Genomic DNA, 19911 nt, shown 5'->3' with positions numbered 1-19911 from the left:
GTCAGCCCCTGGCAAGAGTTCGGCCGCAATTTGCAGGCGATGGCTGCTGATCTTCGCCTCAGGGGTCAGGAATTCTGGCGCCGCAATCTGGAGGGAGATCTTTCGGTGCCAGGCTTCTGGCCCCGGGATCTGGCCCCCAGCTTCTGGCCACTGCTGCTGGTGTTGCTGCTTCTGCTGCCGCTGGTTGGGATCCGCTTCTGGCAGGACCATGCCAGCCCTGCCCCGCGTCCGGAGCCGGTCGATCTGCAGCGGACCTCTCCCCTTGATCTCCCCGTGCCTGAGCTGATCCCAGCACCACAGCCCATGCTGGAGGAGCTATCACCCCTGCCGGAAGCTGTGGGTGCGGAGCCGGCTTTGAAGCCATTGGAGCCGGAGCAGTCCCTCCAACCCCAGCTCAGTTTCGATCCCCTGTTCCAACTGTTTCAGGACAAGGCCGTTCCCGAAGGACTGCTCCGTTCAGCCAAGCCCGTTCCGGAGCAGGACCGCTTGCTGTTGGAGTTGTCTGTTGACGCTTGGCAGCAGTTGTCTCTCGATCAGCGCCAGACCCTCGCCTCCAGCTGGCTTCAGTCGGCGTTTGAGCTGGATTACGCCAGTCTTCAGTTGGTCAGTGAACAGGGCGATCTGCTGGCGCGGTCAGCTCGGGTTGGGGGCGGCATGATCCTGTTTGGCCTCGGGTTGGTGGGATGACCCTGACGCTGCGTCAGCTGCTTGCTGCCTGGGGAACTCCGCAGGGCAGCAGCTTTGAACCCGATGCCCTTGTGGGACGGGTCTGCACCGATAGCCGACAGCTTCAGGCGGGTGATTTTTTTGTCCCCCTGGTGGGCGAGCGCTTCGATGGTCATCACTTTCTCGACAAACTGACTGAACACAAGGTCCAGGCTGCTGTTGTGAGCCGCAGCTGGACTGAACCGTTCCCTTCGGGCCTGTTGCATTGGCGGGTGGACGACACACTGCTGGCCTATCAACAGCTGGCCTTGCTGCATCGCCGTGCCCTGGGCAAGCCTCTGGTGGCGGTGACGGGCTCAGCCGGCAAAACCACAACCCGGGAGTTGATTCGAGCGGCATTGGCTCCGATGGGAGCGATTCAGGCCAGCGAAGCCAACAACAACAACGACGTTGGGGTTCCCCTCACCGTTCTGGGCGCCACCGCAGCTGATGCGGCCTTGGTGATTGAGATGGGCATGCGGGGCTCTGGGGAGATCGAGCGTCTCTCCCGCTGCACCGAGCCGGATCTTGCGGTGATCACCAACATCGGAACGGCCCACATCGGATGTCTCGGCAGCCGTGAGGCGATTGCAGCGGCCAAATGCGAAATCACGGCTGGGTTGCATCCGAAGGGGACCGTGGTGATTCCCGCCGGTGATCCGCTGCTGGAGTCGGCCTTGGCAGCGGTCTGGTCCGGCCGCGTGCTGCGCGTGCGCCTGGCTGACGATCCCGTGGTGGAATCCGATCTGATCAATGCTGATTGGATTGGAGCCGATTTGGTTGGAGACATCAACGGCGACCAGTTGCTGATCGATGCGGATCGTCTCCCGCTACAGCTGGAGGGGCGCCACAACGCCCGCAATCTGCTCTTGGCCGTTGCTGTTGCTGACCAGTTGGGTGTGTCCCGCAAGCAGTTGCAAGGCATGCAGGTGACGGTGCCGGGCGGACGCAACCGCCGCCTGCAGCAGGGTGGTTTGACACTCCTCGATGAGACCTACAACGCCTCGCCTGAGGCGGTGTTGGCGGCTCTTGAGCTGCTTGCTGCGCAACCGGGGCGACGTTTTGCTGTGCTGGGCACCATGTTGGAGCTTGGGGAGCGCAGCCTGGAGCTGCATCAAGAGGTTGCCGCCCGCGCCGTGCAGCTGGGCCTGGACGGTCTGGTGCTGGTGGATGGCGGTGCTGAGGGCAAGGCGATGGCTGAAGTGGCGGCACCCCTGCCCCACCTGCAGCTGGTGTCGAATCCCGAAGACGCCGCAGTTCCCCTGGCCGCCTGGCTGAACTCTGGTGATGTTCTGCTGCTCAAGGCCAGCCGCGGTGTGGCCCTGGAACGGTTGATTCCGCTGTTGCCAAGTCTTTAGAAAGGCTGGACTAAACCTTTCGTTCCGCCCAGCCGTCCTTGGTCATCTGGCGGGCGCGACCAATTGCCAGGGCGCCATCAGCCACATCCTTGGTAATCGTTGACCCGGCACCGATGGTGGCGCATTCACCGACATTGATGGGGGCAACCAGCACGGAATTGGCACCGGTTTTGCTGTTGTTACCGATCACGGTGCGGTGCTTGTTCACCCCGTCGTAGTTGGCGGTGATTGTTCCGGCCCCCACGTTGACCTTCTCTCCGAGTTGGGCGTCGCCGATGTAGCTGAGGTGGTTCACCTTGGTGCCGGCCCCCAGCTGGCTTTTCTTTACCTCCACAAAGTTGCCGATGCGGCAGCCATCGCCGACATCGGCGGCCGGCCGCAGGTGAGCAAAGGGACCGATGGCAACGTCGTTGCCGACGTTGGCCTCTCGCACCACGGAGTGCATCACAATGACGTTGTTCCCAACCGACGCGTCTTCGATCAGGCTGCCGGGGCCGATCCGGGAGTTTTCACCAATCACGCATCGGCCGCGGAAGTGTGTTTGCGGTTCGATCACCACATCGCGGCCGAAGCTGCAGCCTTCACTGAGGGTGCAGCTTTCGGGATCAATGAAGGTGACCCCTTCATCCATCCAGTGGTGGCGCAACCGTTGCTGCAGCAAGGCTTCACACTGGGCCAGTTGCCGCCGGTTGTTGATGCCGTTCACCTCATCAGCATCGGCCACCTCCAGGTGCATGGCCTTCGGCAGCATTGCCACCGTGTCGGTGAGATAGAGCTCTCCCTGATCGTTGTCGGTGCTGAGTTTCGGCAGAACGGTGGACAGGGCCGTCCAGTTGAAGCAGTAGATCCCGGCGTTGGTGAGGTTATTGCTGCGTTGCTCGTCCGTGCAATCGCGATGCTCAATAATGCTGCTCACCTGGCCGTCGGCATCGGCGAACACCCGCCCGTAACCAGTGGGGTCCGCGAGCCGTGCCGTCAGCAGGGTGACATCGGCACCGCTGGCCCGGTGCTGTTGCACCAATGCTTCGACTGTTTCACTTCGCAGCAGCGGCACATCGCCGTTGAGCACGAGCAGCTCCCCTTCAAAGCCCTGCAGCGATGGGATCAGCTGTTGCACCGCGTGGCCCGTGCCGTTCTGGGGCTGCTGCAGAAGAAATTCCAGGCCTCCGAGCGGAGCCAGCTGCTGCTCCACCCTTTCGGCTTGATGCCCAACGATCAGCAGCCGCCGTTCCGGTTGCAGGTTGGTTGCACTGGCGAGCACCCGTTCCACCAGGGTGGCTCCCGCCAGCGGTTGGAGCACTTTCGGGAGTGCGCTCTTCATGCGGGTGCCTTTTCCAGCGGCCAATACGGCTACGGCAAGCATGCGGAGCGAGGAGAAGACGGGCGGAATCTACCGGGCTCAGGACGGAGTGTCCCTGCGCCAGCGCCTTTGCCAGGAATTGGTGGGTTCATAAACGCAATGCTCCTGTTCAAGGCGGCGGCGCTCAAGGATGTCTTCAGCTGTGGCGTTGCCCTGGGGATCACGAAATGGCACGGCCGCCCGGGTCTGCAGGTGTTCCCATTCCATCGCCGAGAGGGGGCGCCAACCGGGTCCGTTCGGCGGACAGCCGGAGTCCACTGGAGTGGCCAGGGTGCCGCTGCTCCACCCAACCCGCTCGCCTGGGGCTGGCAGCAGGGAATACAGGCTCAAGCCCGCTCGCTTCAGGCTGGCTCGTACCGCTGCTGAACGGCTGTAGGTCAGCAACCGTCCCTGCGGAGCCAAGCGCTGTGCCAGCGCTCCCAGGAATTCTTCGCTCCACAGTTCCGGGCAGCGCTGGGGGGAGAAGGCGTCCAACAGCACCAGATCAAAGCGAACGGGCTCGGGAATCTCCTGGAGCATCGATCGGGCATCGCCCCAGAGCTGGATCCCTTGGCTACTGGGCTCCTGCCAGCTGCCGTAGTCGCGAATGGCTTTAAGCCTCGCCAGTACAGGGGCTGACCAGAGGGATTGGAAGTTGGACTGTTCCAAGGCTTGTTCCAAGGGGCGGCGGTCCAGCTCAAGCCCCCACCACTGCAGCTTCGGGCCTGTCGTCGGCAAGTCCTCCAGCACAGCGGCCGTGTTGTAGCCGAGCCCCACGCACACATCCAGGATCCTTAATTGAGTGCCGCCGCTGAAGCGCTGTAGCTCCGCAGGTTGGACAAACTTGGCCTCGGCCTCATTGAGGGCTCCCGCCGAGTTGTGAAAGGCCTCGCCGAAGTGATCGCTGTGCAGGCTGAAGCTGCCATCCGCCGTCGGGTAGACGCGGAGCGCACCGAGCTCAGCAGCGGAGCCGTTCAAGCTCGTCCCAGAACGACGGATACGACACGGCTGCAGCTTCGCTTCTCGCCAGGCTCGAGTTGCCGTCGGCGAGCATGGCCGCCACACCGAGGCTCATCGCCACCCTGTGATCGGTTTCGCTGTCCAGCACGGCTCCCTTGAGTGGTCGACCGCCGCGGATGGTCATGCCGTCCTCATGTTCATCAATGTCGGCTCCCATGGCCTTGAGCTGACGCGCCATCACCGCCAGCCGATCGGTTTCCTTTACCCTTAGTTCAGACGCTCCACTTATCCGGCTTTCGCCCTCGCAGAAACAAGCGGCGACGCTGAGGATCGGCACTTCATCCACGAGGCGGGGCATGATCTGCTCGCCAAAGTTGAAGGGTTTCAACGGGCCGTGGGTCACCCGCAGATTGCCCACCGGTTCGCCCGCGACGTCGCGGGGGTTGAGCACCTCGATCCGGGCACCCATCTGCTTCAGCACCTCCAGGATCCCGGTGCGTGTTGGGTTCAGCCCGACATTTTCAATGGTGAGATCAGCGCCTGGAATCAGGGCTCCAGCCACAAGCCAGAAGGCCGCCGAGCTGATGTCGCCAGGGACCACCACGTTCTGGCCCTGCAGAGTGGCGCCTGGACGCACGCTGATGTGCCGACCCATTTCGCCGCCAACGGTGAGATCGGCACCGAAGGCCTTCAGCATCCGCTCGCTGTGATCACGGGACTGGGCCGGTTCGATCACCGTGGTTGGGCTCTCGGCCGTGAGCGCAGCCAAAAGCAGGGCTGATTTCACCTGAGCACTGGCCACGGGCGATCCGATCACTGTTCCTTTCAGCTGGCGCCCCTGCACCGCCAGCGGCGCCAGGTTGCCCCCATCACGGCCACGCACATCCGCACCCATCGAGGCCAACGGTTGGCCCACCCGACGCATCGGGCGGCGGCGCAGGGATGCATCGCCATCCAGCACGAAATGGCGACCGTCGCGGCCCGCCAGCAGGCCCAGCATCAATCGCATCGTGGTGCCGGAGTTGCCGCAGTCGAGCACTTCTGCTGGCTCTTGCAATCCGTCCAAGCCAACCCCTTCAACGGTGACGATGCCGCCATCGGTGATCGGGCTGATGCTGACGCCCATGGCCCGCAGGCAGTTGGCTGTGCTCAGGGGGTCTTCGGCCGGGAGCAGACCATCAATGGTTGTGGTGCCCTCTGCGATGGCGCCGAACAGCAGCGATCTGTGCGAGATCGATTTGTCGCCTGGAACCTTCACCCGTCCCTGGAGGCTTCCTCCGGCCTTGAGCTCACGGGGGTCGTCGGATTGGCCTGTGCCGCTCAAGGTTGTTTAGTCGTTGGGCTGATCCTATTGGCCGGTCTTCAGGCCTTGAATCAGTCGATCAAGGGCATAGCCGAACAGGCTGGGGTCGGGATCGTCGGTGCCGAGGTCCTCTAGACCCAGCTCGGCCCAGCGGTCGGTGACCCGTTGTTCCAAATTCGCGGGACGGCTGAGGGGTTCCCCCCATTCGTGATTTTTCTCAGGTCCCACCTTGGTGGTGGCATCAATGGCCAGTCGTCCACCCAGGCCCAACTGCTCGCTGGCGAAGTCCAGTGTGTCGAAGGGGGTGTTTTCCAGGGTGAACAGGTCGCGCTGGGGATCCACCTGGGCCGCGATGGCCCAGACCACCTGACGCGGGTCGCGCACGTTGATGTGACTGTCCACCACCACAACGAACTTGGTGTAGGTGAATTGCGGCAGGGCACTCCAGAAGGCCATGGCAGCACGCTTGGCCTGCCCCGGATAGGCCTTGTCGATCGAGATCACCGCCAGCTTGTAGCTGAGCGCCTCCATCGGTAGGAAGAAGTCGGTGATCTCTGGAATCTGCTGCCGCAGGATCGGCGTGTAGATCCGGTTCAGCGCGATGGCCAGCATCGCTTCTTCCTTGGGAGGACGTCCGCTGAAGGTGGTGAGAAACACCGGATCCCGCCGTTGGGTCATGCAGTGGAAACGCACCAGAGGTGAGTCCTCCACACCGCCGTAAAACCCCATGTGATCCCCGAAGGGGCCATCCGGCAGCACTTCACCAGGGGTGATCGTTCCCTCCAGCACCACTTCGCTGTGGCTGGGCACCTGCAGGTCGATGGTTTTGCAGGGGGCCAGACGAACCCCTTCTCCGGCATAGATGCCTGCGAACAGCCACTCGCTGAGTTGCACCGGGATCGGTGTGGCCGCGGCCATCACCAGCAGCGGGTGCACGCCGATGGCTACCGCCACCTCCAGCTTCTTGCCCATGGCGGCAGCCTTGCGCAGGTGACGGGCACCGCCCCGCACGCTCAACCAGTGCACGGTCATCGTGTTCACCGACTGCTTCTGAAGCCGGTAAACACCCACGTTGGGGACACCGGTTTCGGGGTCTTTGGTGATCACCAGTCCAAGCGTGATCACGCCCCCGGCATCCCCTGGCCAGGGCCGGATCAGGGGGATGTTGTCGAGATCAACCTCATCGCCACGGAACACCTGCTGACGGCAGGGGGGCGTGAGGTCGCGGTCGGGCTTGGCCTTGACCAGATCCCAGAACACCCTGGCGAACTGTTTGGTTTCCTCCAGGCCTTTGGGGGGGCGAGGTTGCTGCAGCAGGGCCAGGCGTGACCCCAGCTCCTCCAGCTGCTCGGCCCGTTCTAGGCCCATGCTCCACACCACCCGTTCCACGGTGCCGAGGGTGTTGACGGCCACCGGCATCGATGAGCCGATCACGTTTTCGAACAAAAGAGCGGGCCCCCCTTGGCTCAGCACCCGGTCGGCAATGGCTGCCAGCTCAAGGTCGGGATCCACCGGTGCCGTGATCCGGCGCAACTGGCCGCGGTCTTCGAGCAGCTTTAGGAAGCCCCGCAGATCTCGGGTGGCCGGACCGGATTGGAACAGGGCCATGGGATGACGGTCTCGGCGCACGCGGTCTCGGTACTGTGTCGCACGCCGGTGTTCAGCGTGGCCATGCAGATCTCCTACTTCCATGTGCCGGCAGAGATGCCGCAGGACCTTCGTCCCGATGCGGCGGTGGTGATTGATGTGCTGCGGGCCACCACCACCATTGCCTGGGCGTTGCACAACGGTGCCGAGGCGGTGCAGGCATTTGCCAGCCTCGACGATCTGCGCGCTGCTGCAGCGGCGTGGCCTGCCGATGCGCGTCTGCTCCTTGGTGAGCGCGGTGGGCAGATGCTCGAGGGATTTGACCTGGGCAATTCACCCGTTGCCGTTAAGCCGGAGCGGGTGGCTGGCAAGCGTCTGTTCATGAGCACCACCAATGGCACCCGGGCTCTCGATCGTGTCAGCGAGGTTCCCCTTCTGCTTACGGCGGCGTTGCCGAATCGTGAAGCCGTGGCCCAGCGCTTGCTGGCGAAACAACCCAGCCACGTGGCGATTGTCGGCAGCGGCTGGGAGGGGGCCTACTCCCTCGAGGATTCCTTGGCCGCTGGTGCATTGGGCCATCGCTTGCTGGAGCTGGATCCCACCGGGAGCAGTGCCGCCAACGACGAACTCACGGCAGCCGTCTCCCTCTGGCGTGAGTGGCAATCCGAACCAGAGGCTTGTCTTCGCACGGCGACCCATGGTCAGCGCTTAATTCGCCTGGGCGATCACGACGCCGATTTCCGTTGCTGTGCTGGCCTCGATCAGCTCAGTGTCGTTCCGACACAGGTCGAGCCTGGGGTGCTTCGGGCGGCCTGACCCTCACTAAAGTTCGCTCATCTGATCAGTGCATGTGAGCGACTTCCTGGCGGCTGCTGTCCAGCTGACGAGCGGTCAGGACCCGGAGCTCAACTTCAATGCAGCTGAAGAGCAGATCGATCTGGCTGCCCGCCGAGGTGCCGAGCTGATCGGTCTTCCGGAGAATTTTGCCTTCATGGGCGAGGACAGCCGGCGCCTGGAGCTGGCTCCGACCCTGGCGGAGCGGAGCAGTCGCTTCCTGGTGACCATGGCGCGTCGCTATCAGGTGGCGCTGCTGGGCGGTGGCTTTCCTGTGCCGGTGGGTGATGGATCGCGAACCTTGAACCGTGCTGAGCTTGTCGACCGTGACGGCATGCTCCTGGGCCGTTACGACAAGATTCACCTCTTTGATGTCGACCTGCCGGACGGCAACACCTACCGCGAGTCGGCAACGGTGAACCCAGGCAGGGATCTGCCTCCGGTCGTTGAGATTCCAGGTCTCTGCAATGTGGGGCTGTCCATTTGCTACGACGTGCGGTTTCCTGAGCTCTATCGTCATCTCGTCGGTGCCGGCGCAGACCTGTTGATGATTCCTGCGGCATTCACGGCCTTCACCGGAAAAGACCACTGGCAGGTGCTTCTGCAGGCCAGGGCCATTGAAAACACGGCCTATGTCCTTGCTCCCGCTCAGACCGGTGTCCACCACGGTCGCCGACAGAGTCATGGACACGCCCTGGTGATTGATCCCTGGGGAACGGTTCTCGCGGATGCGGGTGTCCAGGCGGGAGCAGCCATTGCTCCGGTCAACACCAACCATCTCGGTCATGTTCGGGGTCAGATGCCGAGCCTTCGGCACCGCCAACCCACGCTGTTCTGAGCGCCATGGCTCCGGCGTCGTCCAGACGGATGGCCTGGCTTCTGGCCGCGGCCCTGCAGTGCACGGCTTTCACCCAGGCGTTGCCTGCCCGAGCAGCCAGTGCTTTGGCCGCCTGGGCCTTCACCGAGGAAGGGGTTCTCAAGCTGCGCACCAGCCGGAACGCTCGATTGGAGGCGTTTTTTCAGGCCGCCAGCGATAGCCGTGGCATCCGGGTCTGGATTGACATTCCAGGTGAGCTGAGATTCCCGCGGCGCCTGGCGGGACGCGGTGCCGTCCGTGAGATCCGGCTGGGAAAACCCCGCGCGGGGGCCACCCGTCTGGTGGTGGAATTCCGCCCTGATGTGGATCTCAACCCCAACGATCTGCGCCTGCGTGGAACCGCTACGGACCGCTGGGAACTGGTGTTCACCGGCCTGCCCACCCGCGGCTTAGATGATTTCGGCGAAGGCGATCTAACCGGTCGTGCCACGGCCTGGCTCCCGCCGGGTGGATTCCGTCCCACCCGCACGCCGGTGGATCCTTCCGGGCTGCCCACGGTGGCCCGCAACCGTTACCGCATCGTGATCGACCCCGGTCATGGCGGCCCTGACCCGGGGGCCATCGGCATTGGCGGTCTGCGCGAGACCGACGTGGTTTTGGATGTGTCGCTCCAGGTGGCCGACCTGCTGCGGGCGAGGGACGTGGACGTGCGTTTGACCCGCACCCGTGAAGTGGATGTGGACCTGCCGCCGCGGGTGTCCCTGGCGAACCGCAGTCGAGCCACTGCCTTCGTGAGCATCCATGCCAATGCCCTGAGCATGAATCGTCCGGATGTGAACGGGATCGAAACGTTCTTCTTCTCAGACCCTCGCTCTGGACGCCTGGCCTCCTATCTGCAGCAGCAGATGATGGATGTCTCTCCCGGAACACCGAATCGCGGCGTCAGACGCGGTCGCTTCTTCGTGATCCGGCGCAGCACCATGCCTTCGGCCCTGGTGGAGATGGGATTTGTCACCGGGGCGATTGATGCGCCGCGTCTGGCCAGGGCCGACCATCGCCGCCGACTGGCCTTGGCCCTGGCGGCCGGCATTCTCAACTACCTGAAGCAGGAGGTGCGATGACGCCGCAACTGCTGGGGTTCTTCGACAGCGGCCTGGGAGGCCTGACGGTTCTGCGTCGGGTGCTCGAACGCCATGGACCGGTGCCCTGCGTCTACCTCGGTGACACGGCCCGGGTTCCCTATGGCAATCGTCAACCGGATGACATCCGGCGCATCGCCGCTGAAGTGGTGGGTTGGTTGCGCAACCAACAGGTCTCCACGGTGGTGATGGCCTGCAACACCACCAATGCCCTGGCGAGAGATGTAGCCGAGGGACAGGCCGGGGTACCGTTGATCGGTCTGATCGGCGCCGCCGCAGCAATGGTGGAAACGCGCCGTGTTGGCGTGCTAGCCACACCAGCCACCGTGGCCTCCTCGGCCTACCGGGCCAGCATCGAAGCGCTTCATCCCGGCTCGGTGGTGATCGAGCAGGCCTGTCCTGCCTTTGTGCCTCTGATTGAAGCCGGCGAGATGAACAGCGACGACCTGCGTCGTGCGGCCCAGGCCTATCTCGAACCCTTGCTGGCGGCTTCCGTGGACTCGATCGTGCTGGGTTGCACCCACTACCCCTTATTGGTGCCCCTGTTGCGTCAGCTGGTGCCGGAGTCGGTCCAGATCATTGACCCGGCCATCGGCGTGGCCCGTCAACTGGATGCCATTTTGGGGCCACCGGCGGGCATCTCGTCCGCTCCAAGGCCGTTTTCCCTGCAAAGCTGCCGCTTCTGCGTCACCGCGGACCCCGATGGCTTCGCAGTGCGCGCCACCCCCTGGCTGGGCCAGCGGCCTGCCGTCAGCCTTCAGCTGCTGCAGGACTGAGCGTGGGACCACTAGGATCGCGGCGCCGAGGGGAGTCATGAGCACCGTTACCGAGCTACTCCAACCGGTAGAGACAGATCTTGAAACCCTGCTCGGAGACCTGCGCAGCCTGATCGGGGCAGGTCATCCCATCCTTCAGGCCGCTGCGGAGCATCTGTTCAGTGCCGGTGGCAAGCGGTTGCGCCCCGGCATTGTTCTACTTCTGTCGCGGGCCCTGTCTGCTCAGGGAGAGCTCTCGCCCCGCCACCGCCGCCTGGCTGAGATCACCGAAATGATCCATACGGCCTCGCTTGTTCATGACGATGTGGTGGATGAGGCTTCCACCCGGCGCGGGGTGGACACGGTCCACAGCCGGTTTGATGCCCGCGTTGCCGTTCTTGCCGGCGACTTCCTCTTCGCTCAGGCCAGCTGGCACCTCGCCAATCTCGATGACCTCGACGTGGTCAAGCTGCTCAGTCGCGTGATCATGGACCTCGCGGATGGGGAGGTGAAGCAGGGCCTCTACCGCTTCGACACGGCCCAAACCTTTGAGACCTACCTCGAAAAGAGTTACTGCAAGACGGCATCCTTAATTGCCAACAGCTGTCGTGCCGCAGGCGTGCTCAGTGGTTGCTCGCCGTCCCAGCTCGATAGCCTCTATCAATTCGGTCGCCAGCTGGGCTTGGCCTTCCAGGTGGTGGATGACATCCTCGATTTCACCGGAAGCGACCAGCAGCTCGGCAAGCCGGCAGCCAGTGATCTCGCCAGCGGCTATCTCACCGCGCCCACCTTCTATGCCCTAGGGGAGCATCCATCGCTGCATCTATTGATCGATCGTCAGTTTTCCGAGCCCGGTGACCTGGATAAAGCACTGGAGATGGTGCGGGCATCCAAGGCGATTGAACGCACCCGTGAGCTGGCGGAAACCTTTGCTCGCGAATCCCGTGAATCGATTGCTTGGCTGCCAGAGTCTGAGGCGCAACGCGCCTTGATGGAACTGCCGGACTTTGTGCTCAGCCGCCTGTACTGAGCAGCGACTTTAAGCCGACCGCTTCAACACAACAGCTTCAACACAACAGCCAAGCTGTTAATTCCACAGGGGTTGGTGTTCAGGTCGGGTTCGTCTGAGCCCTTGGGGCTTACCAGCCAGACCTGACAACCGGCTCCATGGGCCGATTGGCTGCCGGCCTGGGAATCCTCCAGGGCCCAGCAGGTGTTTGGGTTGAGCCCCAAGCGGTGGGCGGCAAGCCGAAAGGGTGCGGGGTCGGGTTTGCCCGCGTCCAGCTCGGGATCGTCGCCGTAGACCCGTTCCTGGATCAGCTCGAGCCAGGAATGGGGTGCTGCTTTGAACGCAACGGCCTCGCGGCTGCTGCTGGTGACCATTGCCATGGGGATGCCCCGGCTGTGGCAATGCGCCACCAGCTCCTGCGCGGCAGGCATCGGGGCAGCATTCGGAAGCAGGGCACGCACGATCGGCTGCTGCACTGCCAACAGGGCATCCGCGCCCACCGGTTTCGCCAGCCATGCATCCACCTGGGCCGCACAGTCGAGCCGGCGACGGCCTTTCAGCTGCATTAACTGGGCCTCGCTCAGCTGGGTGCCGAAGTGGGCCGCGGCTTCCCACCAGCCCCTGCCATGCAGCGGCTCGGTGTCGAGCAGAAGCCCATCCAGATCGAATAGACAAGCGGAAGGTGGCAGTTTCATCCCGGGATGGCGATGCCCAGCTCAATCCTTTCGCATCGACTGCATCATCGTCCGACGGATTGATAAGGGACCTGGATCAAGCGGGGTCCTGCTCCTTACCCTTCCAGGAGAAGCACTGCGCAGTCTGCTGTGACCGACGCCAACACCACCATCGAAAGCGTGCTGCAGGAGCAGCGGGTGTTCGAGCCGCCAGCAGACACCGCCGCCAAAGCGCGCATCGGCAGCCTCGAGGCCTATCGGGCCATGGCCGATGCCGCCAAAAACGATCCTGATGCGTTCTGGGGTGAGGCCGCCCGTCGAGAACTGCATTGGTTCGAGCCCTTCCAAACCGTGCTCGATTGGTCGAATCCTCCGTTCGCGCGCTGGTTTGAGGGCGGGACCACGAACCTCTCCTACAACTGCCTAGACCGTCATCTCGATGGGCCAACGGCGCAGAAAACAGCGTTGATCTGGGAAGGAGAGCCGGGGGATGTGCGCCGATTCACCTACAAGGAACTGCATTCTGAGGTGTGCAAAGCCGCCAATGGCCTCAAGGCCATGGGCATCTGCAAGGGTGACCTTGTGGCGCTTTACATGCCGATGGTGCCTGAGGCGGCGATCGCCATGCTCGCCTGCGCGCGCATTGGTGCTCCCCATTCAGTGGTGTTCGGTGGCTTTTCCGCCGAAGCCCTGAGGGATCGTCTCAACGATGGTGAAGTGAAAGCGGTGATTACCTCTGATGGCGGCTTCCGCAAGGACAAGCCGGTGTCACTCAAGCCCGCTGTGGATGCGGCGCTGGCTAATGGCGCCTGCCCCTCAGTGACCGGCGTGCTTGTGGTGCAGCGCACCAAGCAGGACGTGGAGATGGTCTCTGGTCGCGATCAGTGGTGGCATGACCTGGTGGATGTTCAGAGTGCCGCCTGCCCCGCTGAGCCGATGGCCAGCGAGGACCGCTTGTTCGTGCTCTACACCTCAGGCTCCACCGGCAAGCCCAAGGGCGTTGTGCACACCACCGCCGGCTACAACCTCTGGGCCCACCTCACTTTCCAGTGGATCTTCGACATCCGGGATGAGGATGTCTTCTGGTGTACGGCCGATGTGGGTTGGATCACCGGCCACAGCTATATCGTCTACGGCCCTTTGTCGAACGGTGCAACGACGGTGATGTACGAGGGTGCACCGCGCCCGTCTAAGCCCGGTGCCTTCTGGGAGTTGATCCAGAAGCACGGAATCACAATCTTCTACACGGCTCCCACCGCAATCCGGGCGTTCATGAAGAGCGGTCGCTCCGTTCCGGACCAGTCCGACATGAGTAGCCTCCGTCTGCTCGGCACCGTCGGTGAACCGATCAATCCGGAGGCCTGGATGTGGTACCGCGACGTGATTGGAGGTAACCGCTGCCCGATCGTCGATACCTGGTGGCAGACCGAAACTGGCGGGGTGATGATCAGCCCCCTGCCGGGGGCAACGCCCACCAAGCCCGGCTCCGCCACCTTGCCCCTGCCCGGCATTCAGGCCGACATCATCGATGCTGAAGGCAATAGCTGTGGCGATGATGAAGGCGGGTACTTGGCGGTGCGTGCCCCCTGGCCTGGAATGATGCGCACCGTGCATGGCAACCCCCAACGCTTCCGCGAGAGCTATTGGGAGCACATCCGGCCTGCAGATGGGTCCTACCTCTATTTCGCGGGGGATGGTGCCCGGCGGGATGCCGATGGCTACTTCTGGGTGATGGGTCGCGTCGATGACGTGATCAACGTCTCGGGCCACCGTCTCGGCACGATGGAAATTGAATCAGCCCTGGTCAGTCACCCTGCGGTGGCGGAGGCGGCCGTCGTGGGTCGGCCCGACGACCTCAAGGGCGAAGGCATCGTGGCCTTTGTCACCCTGGAAGCGGGCCGCGAGGGCGATGACGCTCTGGTGAATGAGTTGCGCGCCCATGTGGGAACGGAAATCGGTCCGATTGCCCGGCCGGATGAGATCCGTTGCAGTGATGCCCTTCCCAAGACCCGCAGCGGCAAGATCATGCGCCGGATCCTGCGGGCCTTGGCGGCGGGTCAGGAGGTTACAGGCGACACCAGCACCCTGGAAGATCGCTCTGTTCTGGATCGCCTCAGGGCCTGATCGCCTGGCCGATGGTTCGGCTCAGCTGACGGATGATCGCCACCCGCCTGGGGTCATCCGCCCAGTCTCCGAGAAAGCTGCGCCGCAGCCCTGCACTGGCCGGGGTGAGGTGATCACCGGGCAGCTCCAGGGTTGAGCTGGCGTCGGAGGGACGTTCTCTCAAGGCCTGGATCAGATCGCCGCTTTGATCCAGTTCATCGCGCCCGAAGCGCACCACCAGGTTCCGCTCCTGTTGGTAGTGGCGGCTTATCAAGCGAAGCGTTTCAGCTGGGCTTGGGCTGAACTCGGTTTCCACCCCGAGCCTTGGTGCCAGTTCCCCCAGCAAGGGAATCGAGCGATTGGCGTTGAAGTTGTTGAAGCTCACAGCCACCAGAGCCCTGCTGCCGCGACCCCCATCGGGGGCCAGCAGGTGAAGCTTGCAACCCAGGCTGTGGCCAAGCCGCAGCGGAGCTGCAAGGGCCCCGCAGCGCTCCTCAAGTTGGCGACGCGCTGAGCGGAAGGCACTCCAGGCATCGCGGGCCTGACGTTGATGATCGAACCCAGGCACATAGGCCCAGGCATGCACAGTCAACCCGTCCGCCGCCAGCTCTTCAAGCAGCCTGCGGTAGCTGATCTGGGGGGTGGCCGCCAGATAGCTGCCGCCTATGAATTCGATCAATCCCGTGGGTTCGGCCGGCCGCAGTTGCCAGATCGCACCCAGCTGACGCCAGTTGGCCATGCTCAACCGCGCAGCTGATTCAGCACACGCTGTGCTTCACGCACGTGGGACGGGCCATCCAGGAGGTTGCTGAAGGTGTGACGGATCACCCCCTCGCCATCAACGATGTAGGTGACGCGACCGGGCAGCAGACCAAGGGCTTTGGGCACACCCATCTCGCGGCGCAGGGCGTTGTTGCGGTCGCACAGCAGCGGAAACGTGAGGTTGTGGCGGGCGGCGAAACGGCGGTGGCTGAAGGCGTCATCACCGCTGATGCCCCAGACCTCTGCATCGAGGGCAGCAAAGATCTCTGCGTTGTCGCGGAAGCTGCAGGCTTCAGCCGTGCAGCCTGGTGTGTCGTCCTTGGGATAGAAGAACAGCACCAGCCAGCGGCCCTGCACCGAGACGGGAGTGCGAAGGTCACCGTTCTGATCCTCCAGGCTGAAGGAGGGGAGCCGGTCGCCGATCCCGAGGGCCATTCGCTTGAGATGAAGAGGTTGAACCTTAGGCAGCATGCACCTTGCCCGGGGCGGGAGAATCAGGGGCGGGAGGAGTCACTGCGTCATGCCTGAACAGCTCGATTTGCTTGCGGGATTTTCAAGGCCTCAGGCGGAGCCCCGAACAGAGACAACGCCGTTGCCTGCTCCGCCAGCCGCTGAACCCGAAGCCAAGGCTGATGAGCCAGAGGACGCGCCAAAGGCCTCACCTACCACCCTTCTTATCATCGACACCGAGACCTCCGGTTTGGATCCGCTGCAGGACCAATGCCTTGAGCTGGGCTGCATTTTGTTTGATGTGCCGAGTCGCTCGGTGCTGGCCCAGCAATCGTTTCTTCTGCCGGTGGACTCCAACGCGGCAGAGGCAATCAACCGGATCCCCGCCGCCGTCACCCGCAGGCCCCAGCCCTGGCGGGAGGCGCTGGTGTGGTTTGAGCATCTGCTGGACGCTGCCGATCTGCTGGTGGCTCATAACGCGGCCTTCGATCGTCAGTGGTTCGGTCTTGGAGTTGTGCCGGCCACCGCTACACCGTGGCTCTGCACCATGGAAGACATCCGCTGGCCGGCGGAGCGTCAGTTGCGTTCGCGCCCCTCAGTGCGGGACTTGGCCCTGGCTTACGGCGTCCCGGTCTGGGCGGCCCACCGAGCCCTCAGCGATTGCATCTACATCGCGGAAGTCTTCGCCCGCTGTGACGATCTTGAGCAGCTGTTAGAGCGGGGCCTGGAACCCCGCCAGTTGATGCGTGCCCGGGTGTCGTTCGAAGAACGACACCTCGCCAAAGCAGCGGGTTTCCGTTGGAACGATCCGATCAAGGGGGCCTGGACCCGTCGTTTGAGCGATCGTGAGGTGGCGGAGCTGGAGTTTCCGGTTGCGCCCGTTGAGCTCGAAGCCGATCGCCTCAGCGCCTGAGCCTGCGCATTTGCTTCAGCACTCCGAAGCGTCTGGGTGATTTTGCAGAGAGTGCTGCTGAACGCAGCAGGCTGAAGCTATGACGGCTTTTCTGCATCCCCATCAACGCCCCATCCGCTCCCGCCTGCGTCAATGGCAGCAGGTGCGCACCTGGGCGCGTTTGATTCGTGAAGCCGAAGCGCTCTGGCATGTGGACGTCCGTGCCCTGCGACGCATGGGGGCTGATGAACTCATCCAGTTGATTGAGGAGGTTCCCGCCCCTCACCGCAAACGGGTGAACCGCTGGCTGCGCTGCTACGCGGTGGCAACACGACTCACCGTCGCATCCACCGTTGTGCCCACTCCCTGAGCTTGGATCAATGACGCGGGATGATGCAGCAAATCACTCAAACGGTTTTGGCACGTCGTTCCCTGGTTGTATTAAGCCTGAGCGTCCTCGCTCTTGGCCTTGCCGCCTGTGGCGGTAGTTCCAGTGTGTCCAGACTCAATGCGGCAGGAGCCTCCTTCCCCGCCAAGGTTTACCAGAGCTGGTTCGCCGATCTCGCCGGCTCCGGTGGAACCAACGTGAACTATCAGGCGGTGGGTTCTGGTTCCGGTCGCAAAGCCTTCATTGATCGCACCGTTGATTTCGCCGCTTCAGACGACCCGATCAAGGAGGCTGACCGCAAGCAGGTGAGCCAAGGGGTGGTCCAGATCCCGATGGTGGGGGGAACAATCGCCTTTGGGTACAACAAGCCAGGTTGCGAGCTTCAACTCACCCAGCAACAGGCGGTGGAGGTGGCCATCGGCGGCATCAGCGATTGGAGGGAGCTCGGCTGCGAAGCGGGCACGATCACCTGGGTGCATCGCTCGGATGGCTCCGGCACCACCAAGGCGTTCGCTGATTCCATGCAGGCGTTCTCACCGGATTGGACCCTCGGCACCGGCAAATCGGTGAAGTGGCCGGTGGGCGTGGGGGCCAAGGGTAATTCCGGAGTAGCAGGAGTGATCGCGAACCGTGAGGGTGCGATCGGCTACGTGAATCAGTCGTACATCAAGGGGAATGTGAAGGCTGCTGCGGTGCAGAACAAATCCGGTGAATTTCTCCAGCCCTCCGTGGAGGCCGGTGCCAAAGCCCTCAACGGCATTGAGCTTGATCAGCATCTGGCGGGCAGCAATCCCAATCCGGAGGCCGCTGGTGCTTATCCCATCGCAACACTCACCTGGGTGTTGGCATATGCAAACGGCAATGGCGCTAACGCCGAGGCTGTGCAGGAAGTCTTCAACTACATGCTTGACGACGCCACCCAGAATCGGGCGGCGGCCCTGGGCTTTGTCCCTCTCCGGGGCAGCATCCTTGAAAAATCCCGCAGTGCTGTGGCAGGCATTCAGCCCTGAAGCCAAACCGTTGTTGTGGTGCTTTTGCCCCGGTTTGGACCTTCCAAACCGGGGCTTTTTGATGGTTTAAACCGGTTTTTTTATGGCTCCTCAACCATCGTTAATGGGCGCATAACGACAGGTTGCATGAGCTCCGAGTTGGCTTGATGGCTTTAGCCACTTTCCTCATTCGGTTGCTGAAGGCAAAAAAAAGAGCCGGCGAAACCGCCGGCACAGATCCTGAAGTGTTGGTGTTCAGGTGGGGAAACAAGACGGTTGAATCGGAGCGGCGGGATTTGAACCCACGACCCCCACTACCCCAAAGTGGTGCGCTACCAAGCTGCGCCACGCCCCGTCAGAATTAAGCTATCACAATGCATCCCGGCGTCTGAGTCGCCTGAGTAACCGAGTGGTGAGCTGGTCTCTCGTTGCAGATCCGTAGTGGTACACCCGCAGTTCTGCGGCGGCCTGGCGAAGCTCAGCCAGGGTCATCGCCGCCAGACGCAGCTCGGGCAGGGTGCGCCAGGCTCTCGAGCGCATCGGGAGTGAGGCAGGACCTTTGGCCTGGCCCAGATTCAGAGTTCCATCTGCCAGCCATTCGGGGATGAGCACCACCAGAACGGCGATCAGGCCGTAGAGCTCCACCAGACCCCTCGGCAGGGGATGCAGTTGTCGCTGTTCGGATGGATCAGGCCGTTCACTCACTGCAGAACGGAGGGGTCCTTCTTCATCCACGATCGCACCAACAGGAAGTTTGCTCGCGTGCTGGTAGTCAGATTGCCAACGGTGTTGCTTTGGTTTGGGGGGTCTCACGCCACAGCATCGGAGCTTGCTGCTCACGATTGTGGGAGGCACTGCCGATTATCAGGCCCAGAACCAAAATCAAGGTGAGGGCGATGGCCAGGATCACCTGCCGATCAGACCAGGGCTCGGGCATGACATGGGTTGGGACCATCCTCATCTTGGCCGAATCAGCTAAGGGCGATAGGGCTGTTGTCGGATCGAAGCACGCAGTGACTGATGGACCAGTCGTACTTGTCCCAGACCTGCTTCGGGAGTTTGTAGTTCGATCCCTCGAAGTCACCAAGCAGCGTCTGGGTTGGCATCGCGGAGCAGTAGGGGCGGCTGCCTGGTTTGGCGAGGTACTGCTGGTGATAGTCCTCGGCGAAATAGAAGGTCTGGTCCGCCAGGATTTCGGTGGTGATGGCCCCGTAGCCCTTGGCCGAGAGGGCGACTTGATAGGCGTCTCGGCTGGCCAGGGCCAGTTGCAGATGCTCCGGATTGAACGTGTAGATGGCTGATCGGTATTGGCTGCCGGTGTCGTTGCCTTGCCTGTTGCCCTGGGTGGGGTCGTGGCACTCCCAGAACAGTTTCAGCAGGTCGCTGAAGTCGAGGGCGGGTCGGCTCCATACCACTCGCACCACTTCCGTGTGTCCGGTTCTGCCGGAGCAGACCTCGTTGTAGCTCGGTTGCTCGGTCTGGCCTCCCGCATATCCCACAGCAGTGCTCACCACCCCAGGGAGTCGCCAAAATCCCTTTTCAGCACCCCAAAAGCACCCACAGGCAAAGATTGCTTCCTCCTGGTCAGCCATCAGTGTGGCCTTCAGCGGCGTCCCCAACACGGCATGCGTTGCCGGTGCAGAGGATTCGGCGCCGCCGCGGGGAGACAGCCAGGAAGGGAGCATGTTGGTTGCGTCGGTCCGCAGAGCTTAGGCAGCGGATTCAACACCGTGATGCTGCCGCGTAGAGGGCAATCAGTGAACTCTCAGTGATTGTTCCCCAAGTGAGGGATACAAAGGAACTAATCAAAGGTTGTCTTGAAGAGTGGTTCTTGTTTGAACAATGTT

21 protein-coding genes and 1 tRNA gene are annotated in these 19911 nt (G+C 62.9%); 11 read left to right on the top strand and 11 right to left on the bottom strand.

Annotated features, from left to right (window positions below; genetic code table 11):
• Positions 1-39: 39 nt before the first annotated feature.
• A complete protein-coding gene (locus Syncc8109_RS06415) occupies positions 40-687 on the top strand; it encodes a hypothetical protein (RefSeq protein ID WP_232202391.1) in 648 nt (215 codons plus the stop codon).
• Positions 684-2063, top strand: a complete 1380-nt coding sequence (murF, locus tag Syncc8109_RS06410; RefSeq protein ID WP_006849829.1) for a UDP-N-acetylmuramoyl-tripeptide--D-alanyl-D-alanine ligase — start codon at positions 684-686, stop codon at positions 2061-2063. The genes Syncc8109_RS06415 and murF overlap by 4 nt, the downstream gene beginning before the upstream one ends.
• Before the next feature lie 10 nt (positions 2064-2073).
• On the opposite strand, the gene glmU is transcribed toward murF, so the two are convergent.
• Genes glmU through Syncc8109_RS06390 form a run of 4 tightly spaced genes read right to left on the bottom strand, consistent with a single transcriptional unit; the run spans position 2074 to position 7273 of the window.
• Positions 2074-3426: a bifunctional UDP-N-acetylglucosamine diphosphorylase/glucosamine-1-phosphate N-acetyltransferase GlmU gene (gene glmU / locus Syncc8109_RS06405; protein ID WP_006850661.1), complete on the bottom strand. Its 1353-nt coding sequence runs from the start codon at positions 3424-3426 to the stop codon at positions 2074-2076.
• Positions 3427-3462: 36 nt separating this feature from the next.
• Positions 3463-4380 (bottom strand): tRNA (5-methylaminomethyl-2-thiouridine)(34)-methyltransferase MnmD, encoded by a 918-nt coding sequence (locus Syncc8109_RS06400; protein ID WP_006851013.1) that lies wholly within the window; start codon positions 4378-4380, stop codon positions 3463-3465.
• A complete protein-coding gene (gene aroA / locus Syncc8109_RS06395) occupies positions 4361-5686 on the bottom strand; it encodes a 3-phosphoshikimate 1-carboxyvinyltransferase (RefSeq protein ID WP_006851521.1) in 1326 nt (441 codons plus the stop codon). Before aroA ends, Syncc8109_RS06400 begins: the two co-directional genes overlap by 20 nt.
• 24 nt (positions 5687-5710) lie before the next feature.
• A complete protein-coding gene (locus Syncc8109_RS06390; RefSeq protein WP_006850097.1) occupies positions 5711-7273 on the bottom strand; it encodes a UbiD family decarboxylase in 1563 nt (520 codons plus the stop codon).
• Positions 7274-7336: 63 nt separating this feature from the next.
• Here Syncc8109_RS06390 and Syncc8109_RS06385 point away from each other — a divergent pair, with 63 nt between their 5' ends.
• The 5 genes from Syncc8109_RS06385 to sds are packed head-to-tail and all read left to right on the top strand — an operon-like array spanning position 7337 to position 11827.
• A complete protein-coding gene (locus tag Syncc8109_RS06385) occupies positions 7337-8068 on the top strand; it encodes a 2-phosphosulfolactate phosphatase family protein (protein ID WP_025362336.1) in 732 nt (243 codons plus the stop codon).
• A gap of 34 nt (positions 8069-8102) precedes the next feature.
• Positions 8103-8924, top strand: coding sequence for a carbon-nitrogen hydrolase family protein (locus Syncc8109_RS06380; protein WP_006851266.1), 822 nt, complete (start codon positions 8103-8105; stop codon positions 8922-8924).
• 5 nt (positions 8925-8929) lie between these two features.
• Positions 8930-10024 (top strand): N-acetylmuramoyl-L-alanine amidase, encoded by a 1095-nt coding sequence (locus Syncc8109_RS06375; RefSeq protein WP_025362335.1) that lies wholly within the window; start codon positions 8930-8932, stop codon positions 10022-10024.
• The gene (gene murI / locus Syncc8109_RS06370; RefSeq protein WP_006850684.1) at positions 10021-10818 is read left to right on the top strand and encodes a glutamate racemase; all 798 of its coding nucleotides are present in this window, start codon (positions 10021-10023) and stop codon (positions 10816-10818) included. The genes Syncc8109_RS06375 and murI overlap by 4 nt, the downstream gene beginning before the upstream one ends.
• 37 nt (positions 10819-10855) lie before the next feature.
• Positions 10856-11827: a solanesyl diphosphate synthase gene (sds, locus tag Syncc8109_RS06365; protein WP_006851468.1), complete on the top strand. Its 972-nt coding sequence runs from the start codon at positions 10856-10858 to the stop codon at positions 11825-11827.
• Positions 11828-11850: 23 nt separating this feature from the next.
• Here sds and Syncc8109_RS06360 read toward each other — a convergent pair whose 3' ends face one another.
• Entirely contained in the window at positions 11851-12501 is a 651-nt protein-coding gene (locus tag Syncc8109_RS06360; protein WP_006851413.1) for an HAD family phosphatase, read from the bottom strand.
• A gap of 129 nt (positions 12502-12630) precedes the next feature.
• Between Syncc8109_RS06360 and acs the strand changes: the two genes are divergently transcribed.
• Positions 12631-14604, top strand: a complete 1974-nt coding sequence (acs, locus tag Syncc8109_RS06355; RefSeq protein ID WP_006849586.1) for an acetate--CoA ligase — start codon at positions 12631-12633, stop codon at positions 14602-14604.
• Here the strand turns inward: acs and Syncc8109_RS06350 are convergent.
• Both Syncc8109_RS06350 and Syncc8109_RS06345 read right to left on the bottom strand, forming a co-directional pair.
• Complete coding sequence (locus Syncc8109_RS06350) at positions 14594-15322, bottom strand: DUF1350 family protein (RefSeq protein ID WP_006852083.1); 729 nt, start codon at positions 15320-15322, stop codon at positions 14594-14596. The genes acs and Syncc8109_RS06350 overlap by 11 nt on opposite strands.
• A gap of 2 nt (positions 15323-15324) precedes the next feature.
• Positions 15325-15780 (bottom strand): peroxiredoxin, encoded by a 456-nt coding sequence (locus Syncc8109_RS06345; protein WP_006850445.1) that lies wholly within the window; start codon positions 15778-15780, stop codon positions 15325-15327.
• Between the two features lie 85 nt (positions 15781-15865).
• On the opposite strand from Syncc8109_RS06345, the gene Syncc8109_RS06340 reads away from it, so the two are divergent.
• The 3 genes from Syncc8109_RS06340 to pstS all read left to right on the top strand — a co-directional run bounded on the left by Syncc8109_RS06340 (position 15866) and on the right by pstS (position 18085).
• Positions 15866-16708, top strand: coding sequence for a 3'-5' exonuclease (locus tag Syncc8109_RS06340; RefSeq protein ID WP_025362334.1), 843 nt, complete (start codon positions 15866-15868; stop codon positions 16706-16708).
• Between the two features lie 79 nt (positions 16709-16787).
• Positions 16788-17057, top strand: coding sequence for a hypothetical protein (locus Syncc8109_RS06335; protein ID WP_006851386.1), 270 nt, complete (start codon positions 16788-16790; stop codon positions 17055-17057).
• Positions 17058-17077: 20 nt separating this feature from the next.
• A complete protein-coding gene (pstS, locus tag Syncc8109_RS06330; protein ID WP_006850641.1) occupies positions 17078-18085 on the top strand; it encodes a phosphate ABC transporter substrate-binding protein PstS in 1008 nt (335 codons plus the stop codon).
• A 260-nt stretch (positions 18086-18345) separates the two neighbouring features.
• On the opposite strand, the gene Syncc8109_RS06325 is transcribed toward pstS, so the two are convergent.
• The 4 genes from Syncc8109_RS06325 to msrA all read right to left on the bottom strand — a co-directional run bounded on the left by Syncc8109_RS06325 (position 18346) and on the right by msrA (position 19749).
• A tRNA-Pro gene (locus Syncc8109_RS06325) sits at positions 18346-18419 on the bottom strand.
• 14 nt (positions 18420-18433) lie between these two features.
• Positions 18434-18769 (bottom strand): hypothetical protein, encoded by a 336-nt coding sequence (locus Syncc8109_RS06320; protein ID WP_006850005.1) that lies wholly within the window; start codon positions 18767-18769, stop codon positions 18434-18436.
• Between the two features lie 67 nt (positions 18770-18836).
• Positions 18837-19001, bottom strand: a complete 165-nt coding sequence (locus Syncc8109_RS12285) for a hypothetical protein (RefSeq protein WP_006851215.1) — start codon at positions 18999-19001, stop codon at positions 18837-18839.
• Between the two features lie 34 nt (positions 19002-19035).
• Complete coding sequence (msrA, locus tag Syncc8109_RS06315) at positions 19036-19749, bottom strand: peptide-methionine (S)-S-oxide reductase MsrA (protein WP_025362332.1); 714 nt, start codon at positions 19747-19749, stop codon at positions 19036-19038.
• Between the last annotated feature and the right edge of the window lie 162 nt (positions 19750-19911).

This window comes from Synechococcus sp. WH 8109, assembly GCF_000161795.2.
GTDB lineage: Bacteria > Cyanobacteriota > Cyanobacteriia > PCC-6307 > Cyanobiaceae > Parasynechococcus.
The sequence above is the reverse complement of the archived record's forward strand: the minus strand, read 5'-3'. Positions and strand labels throughout refer to the sequence as shown.

Bases quoted from the DNA above. Each gene is read 5' to 3' on its own strand.
- Syncc8109_RS06345 (WP_006850445.1), bottom strand. From the start codon at position 15,780: ATGGCCCTCGGGATCGGCGACCGGCTCCCCTCCTTCAGCCTGGAGGAT.
- Syncc8109_RS06360 (WP_006851413.1), bottom strand. From the start codon at position 12,501: ATGAAACTGCCACCTTCCGCTTGTCTATTCGATCTGGATGGGCTTCTG.
- Syncc8109_RS06415 (WP_232202391.1), top strand. From the start codon at position 40: ATGGCTGCTGATCTTCGCCTCAGGGGTCAGGAATTCTGGCGCCGCAAT.
- msrA (WP_025362332.1), bottom strand. From the start codon at position 19,749: ATGCTCCCTTCCTGGCTGTCTCCCCGCGGCGGCGCCGAATCCTCTGCA.
- Syncc8109_RS06390 (WP_006850097.1), bottom strand. From the start codon at position 7,273: ATGGCCCTGTTCCAATCCGGTCCGGCCACCCGAGATCTGCGGGGCTTC.
- Syncc8109_RS06340 (WP_025362334.1), top strand. From the start codon at position 15,866: ATGCCTGAACAGCTCGATTTGCTTGCGGGATTTTCAAGGCCTCAGGCG.
- Syncc8109_RS06350 (WP_006852083.1), bottom strand. From the start codon at position 15,322: ATGGCCAACTGGCGTCAGCTGGGTGCGATCTGGCAACTGCGGCCGGCC.
- Syncc8109_RS06335 (WP_006851386.1), top strand. From the start codon at position 16,788: ATGACGGCTTTTCTGCATCCCCATCAACGCCCCATCCGCTCCCGCCTG.
- murI (WP_006850684.1), top strand. From the start codon at position 10,021: ATGACGCCGCAACTGCTGGGGTTCTTCGACAGCGGCCTGGGAGGCCTG.
- murF (WP_006849829.1), top strand. From the start codon at position 684: ATGACCCTGACGCTGCGTCAGCTGCTTGCTGCCTGGGGAACTCCGCAG.
- Syncc8109_RS06375 (WP_025362335.1), top strand. From the start codon at position 8,930: ATGGCTCCGGCGTCGTCCAGACGGATGGCCTGGCTTCTGGCCGCGGCC.
- Syncc8109_RS06385 (WP_025362336.1), top strand. From the start codon at position 7,337: ATGCAGATCTCCTACTTCCATGTGCCGGCAGAGATGCCGCAGGACCTT.
- Syncc8109_RS12285 (WP_006851215.1), bottom strand. From the start codon at position 19,001: ATGCCCGAGCCCTGGTCTGATCGGCAGGTGATCCTGGCCATCGCCCTC.
- pstS (WP_006850641.1), top strand. From the start codon at position 17,078: ATGATGCAGCAAATCACTCAAACGGTTTTGGCACGTCGTTCCCTGGTT.
- glmU (WP_006850661.1), bottom strand. From the start codon at position 3,426: ATGCTTGCCGTAGCCGTATTGGCCGCTGGAAAAGGCACCCGCATGAAG.
- sds (WP_006851468.1), top strand. From the start codon at position 10,856: ATGAGCACCGTTACCGAGCTACTCCAACCGGTAGAGACAGATCTTGAA.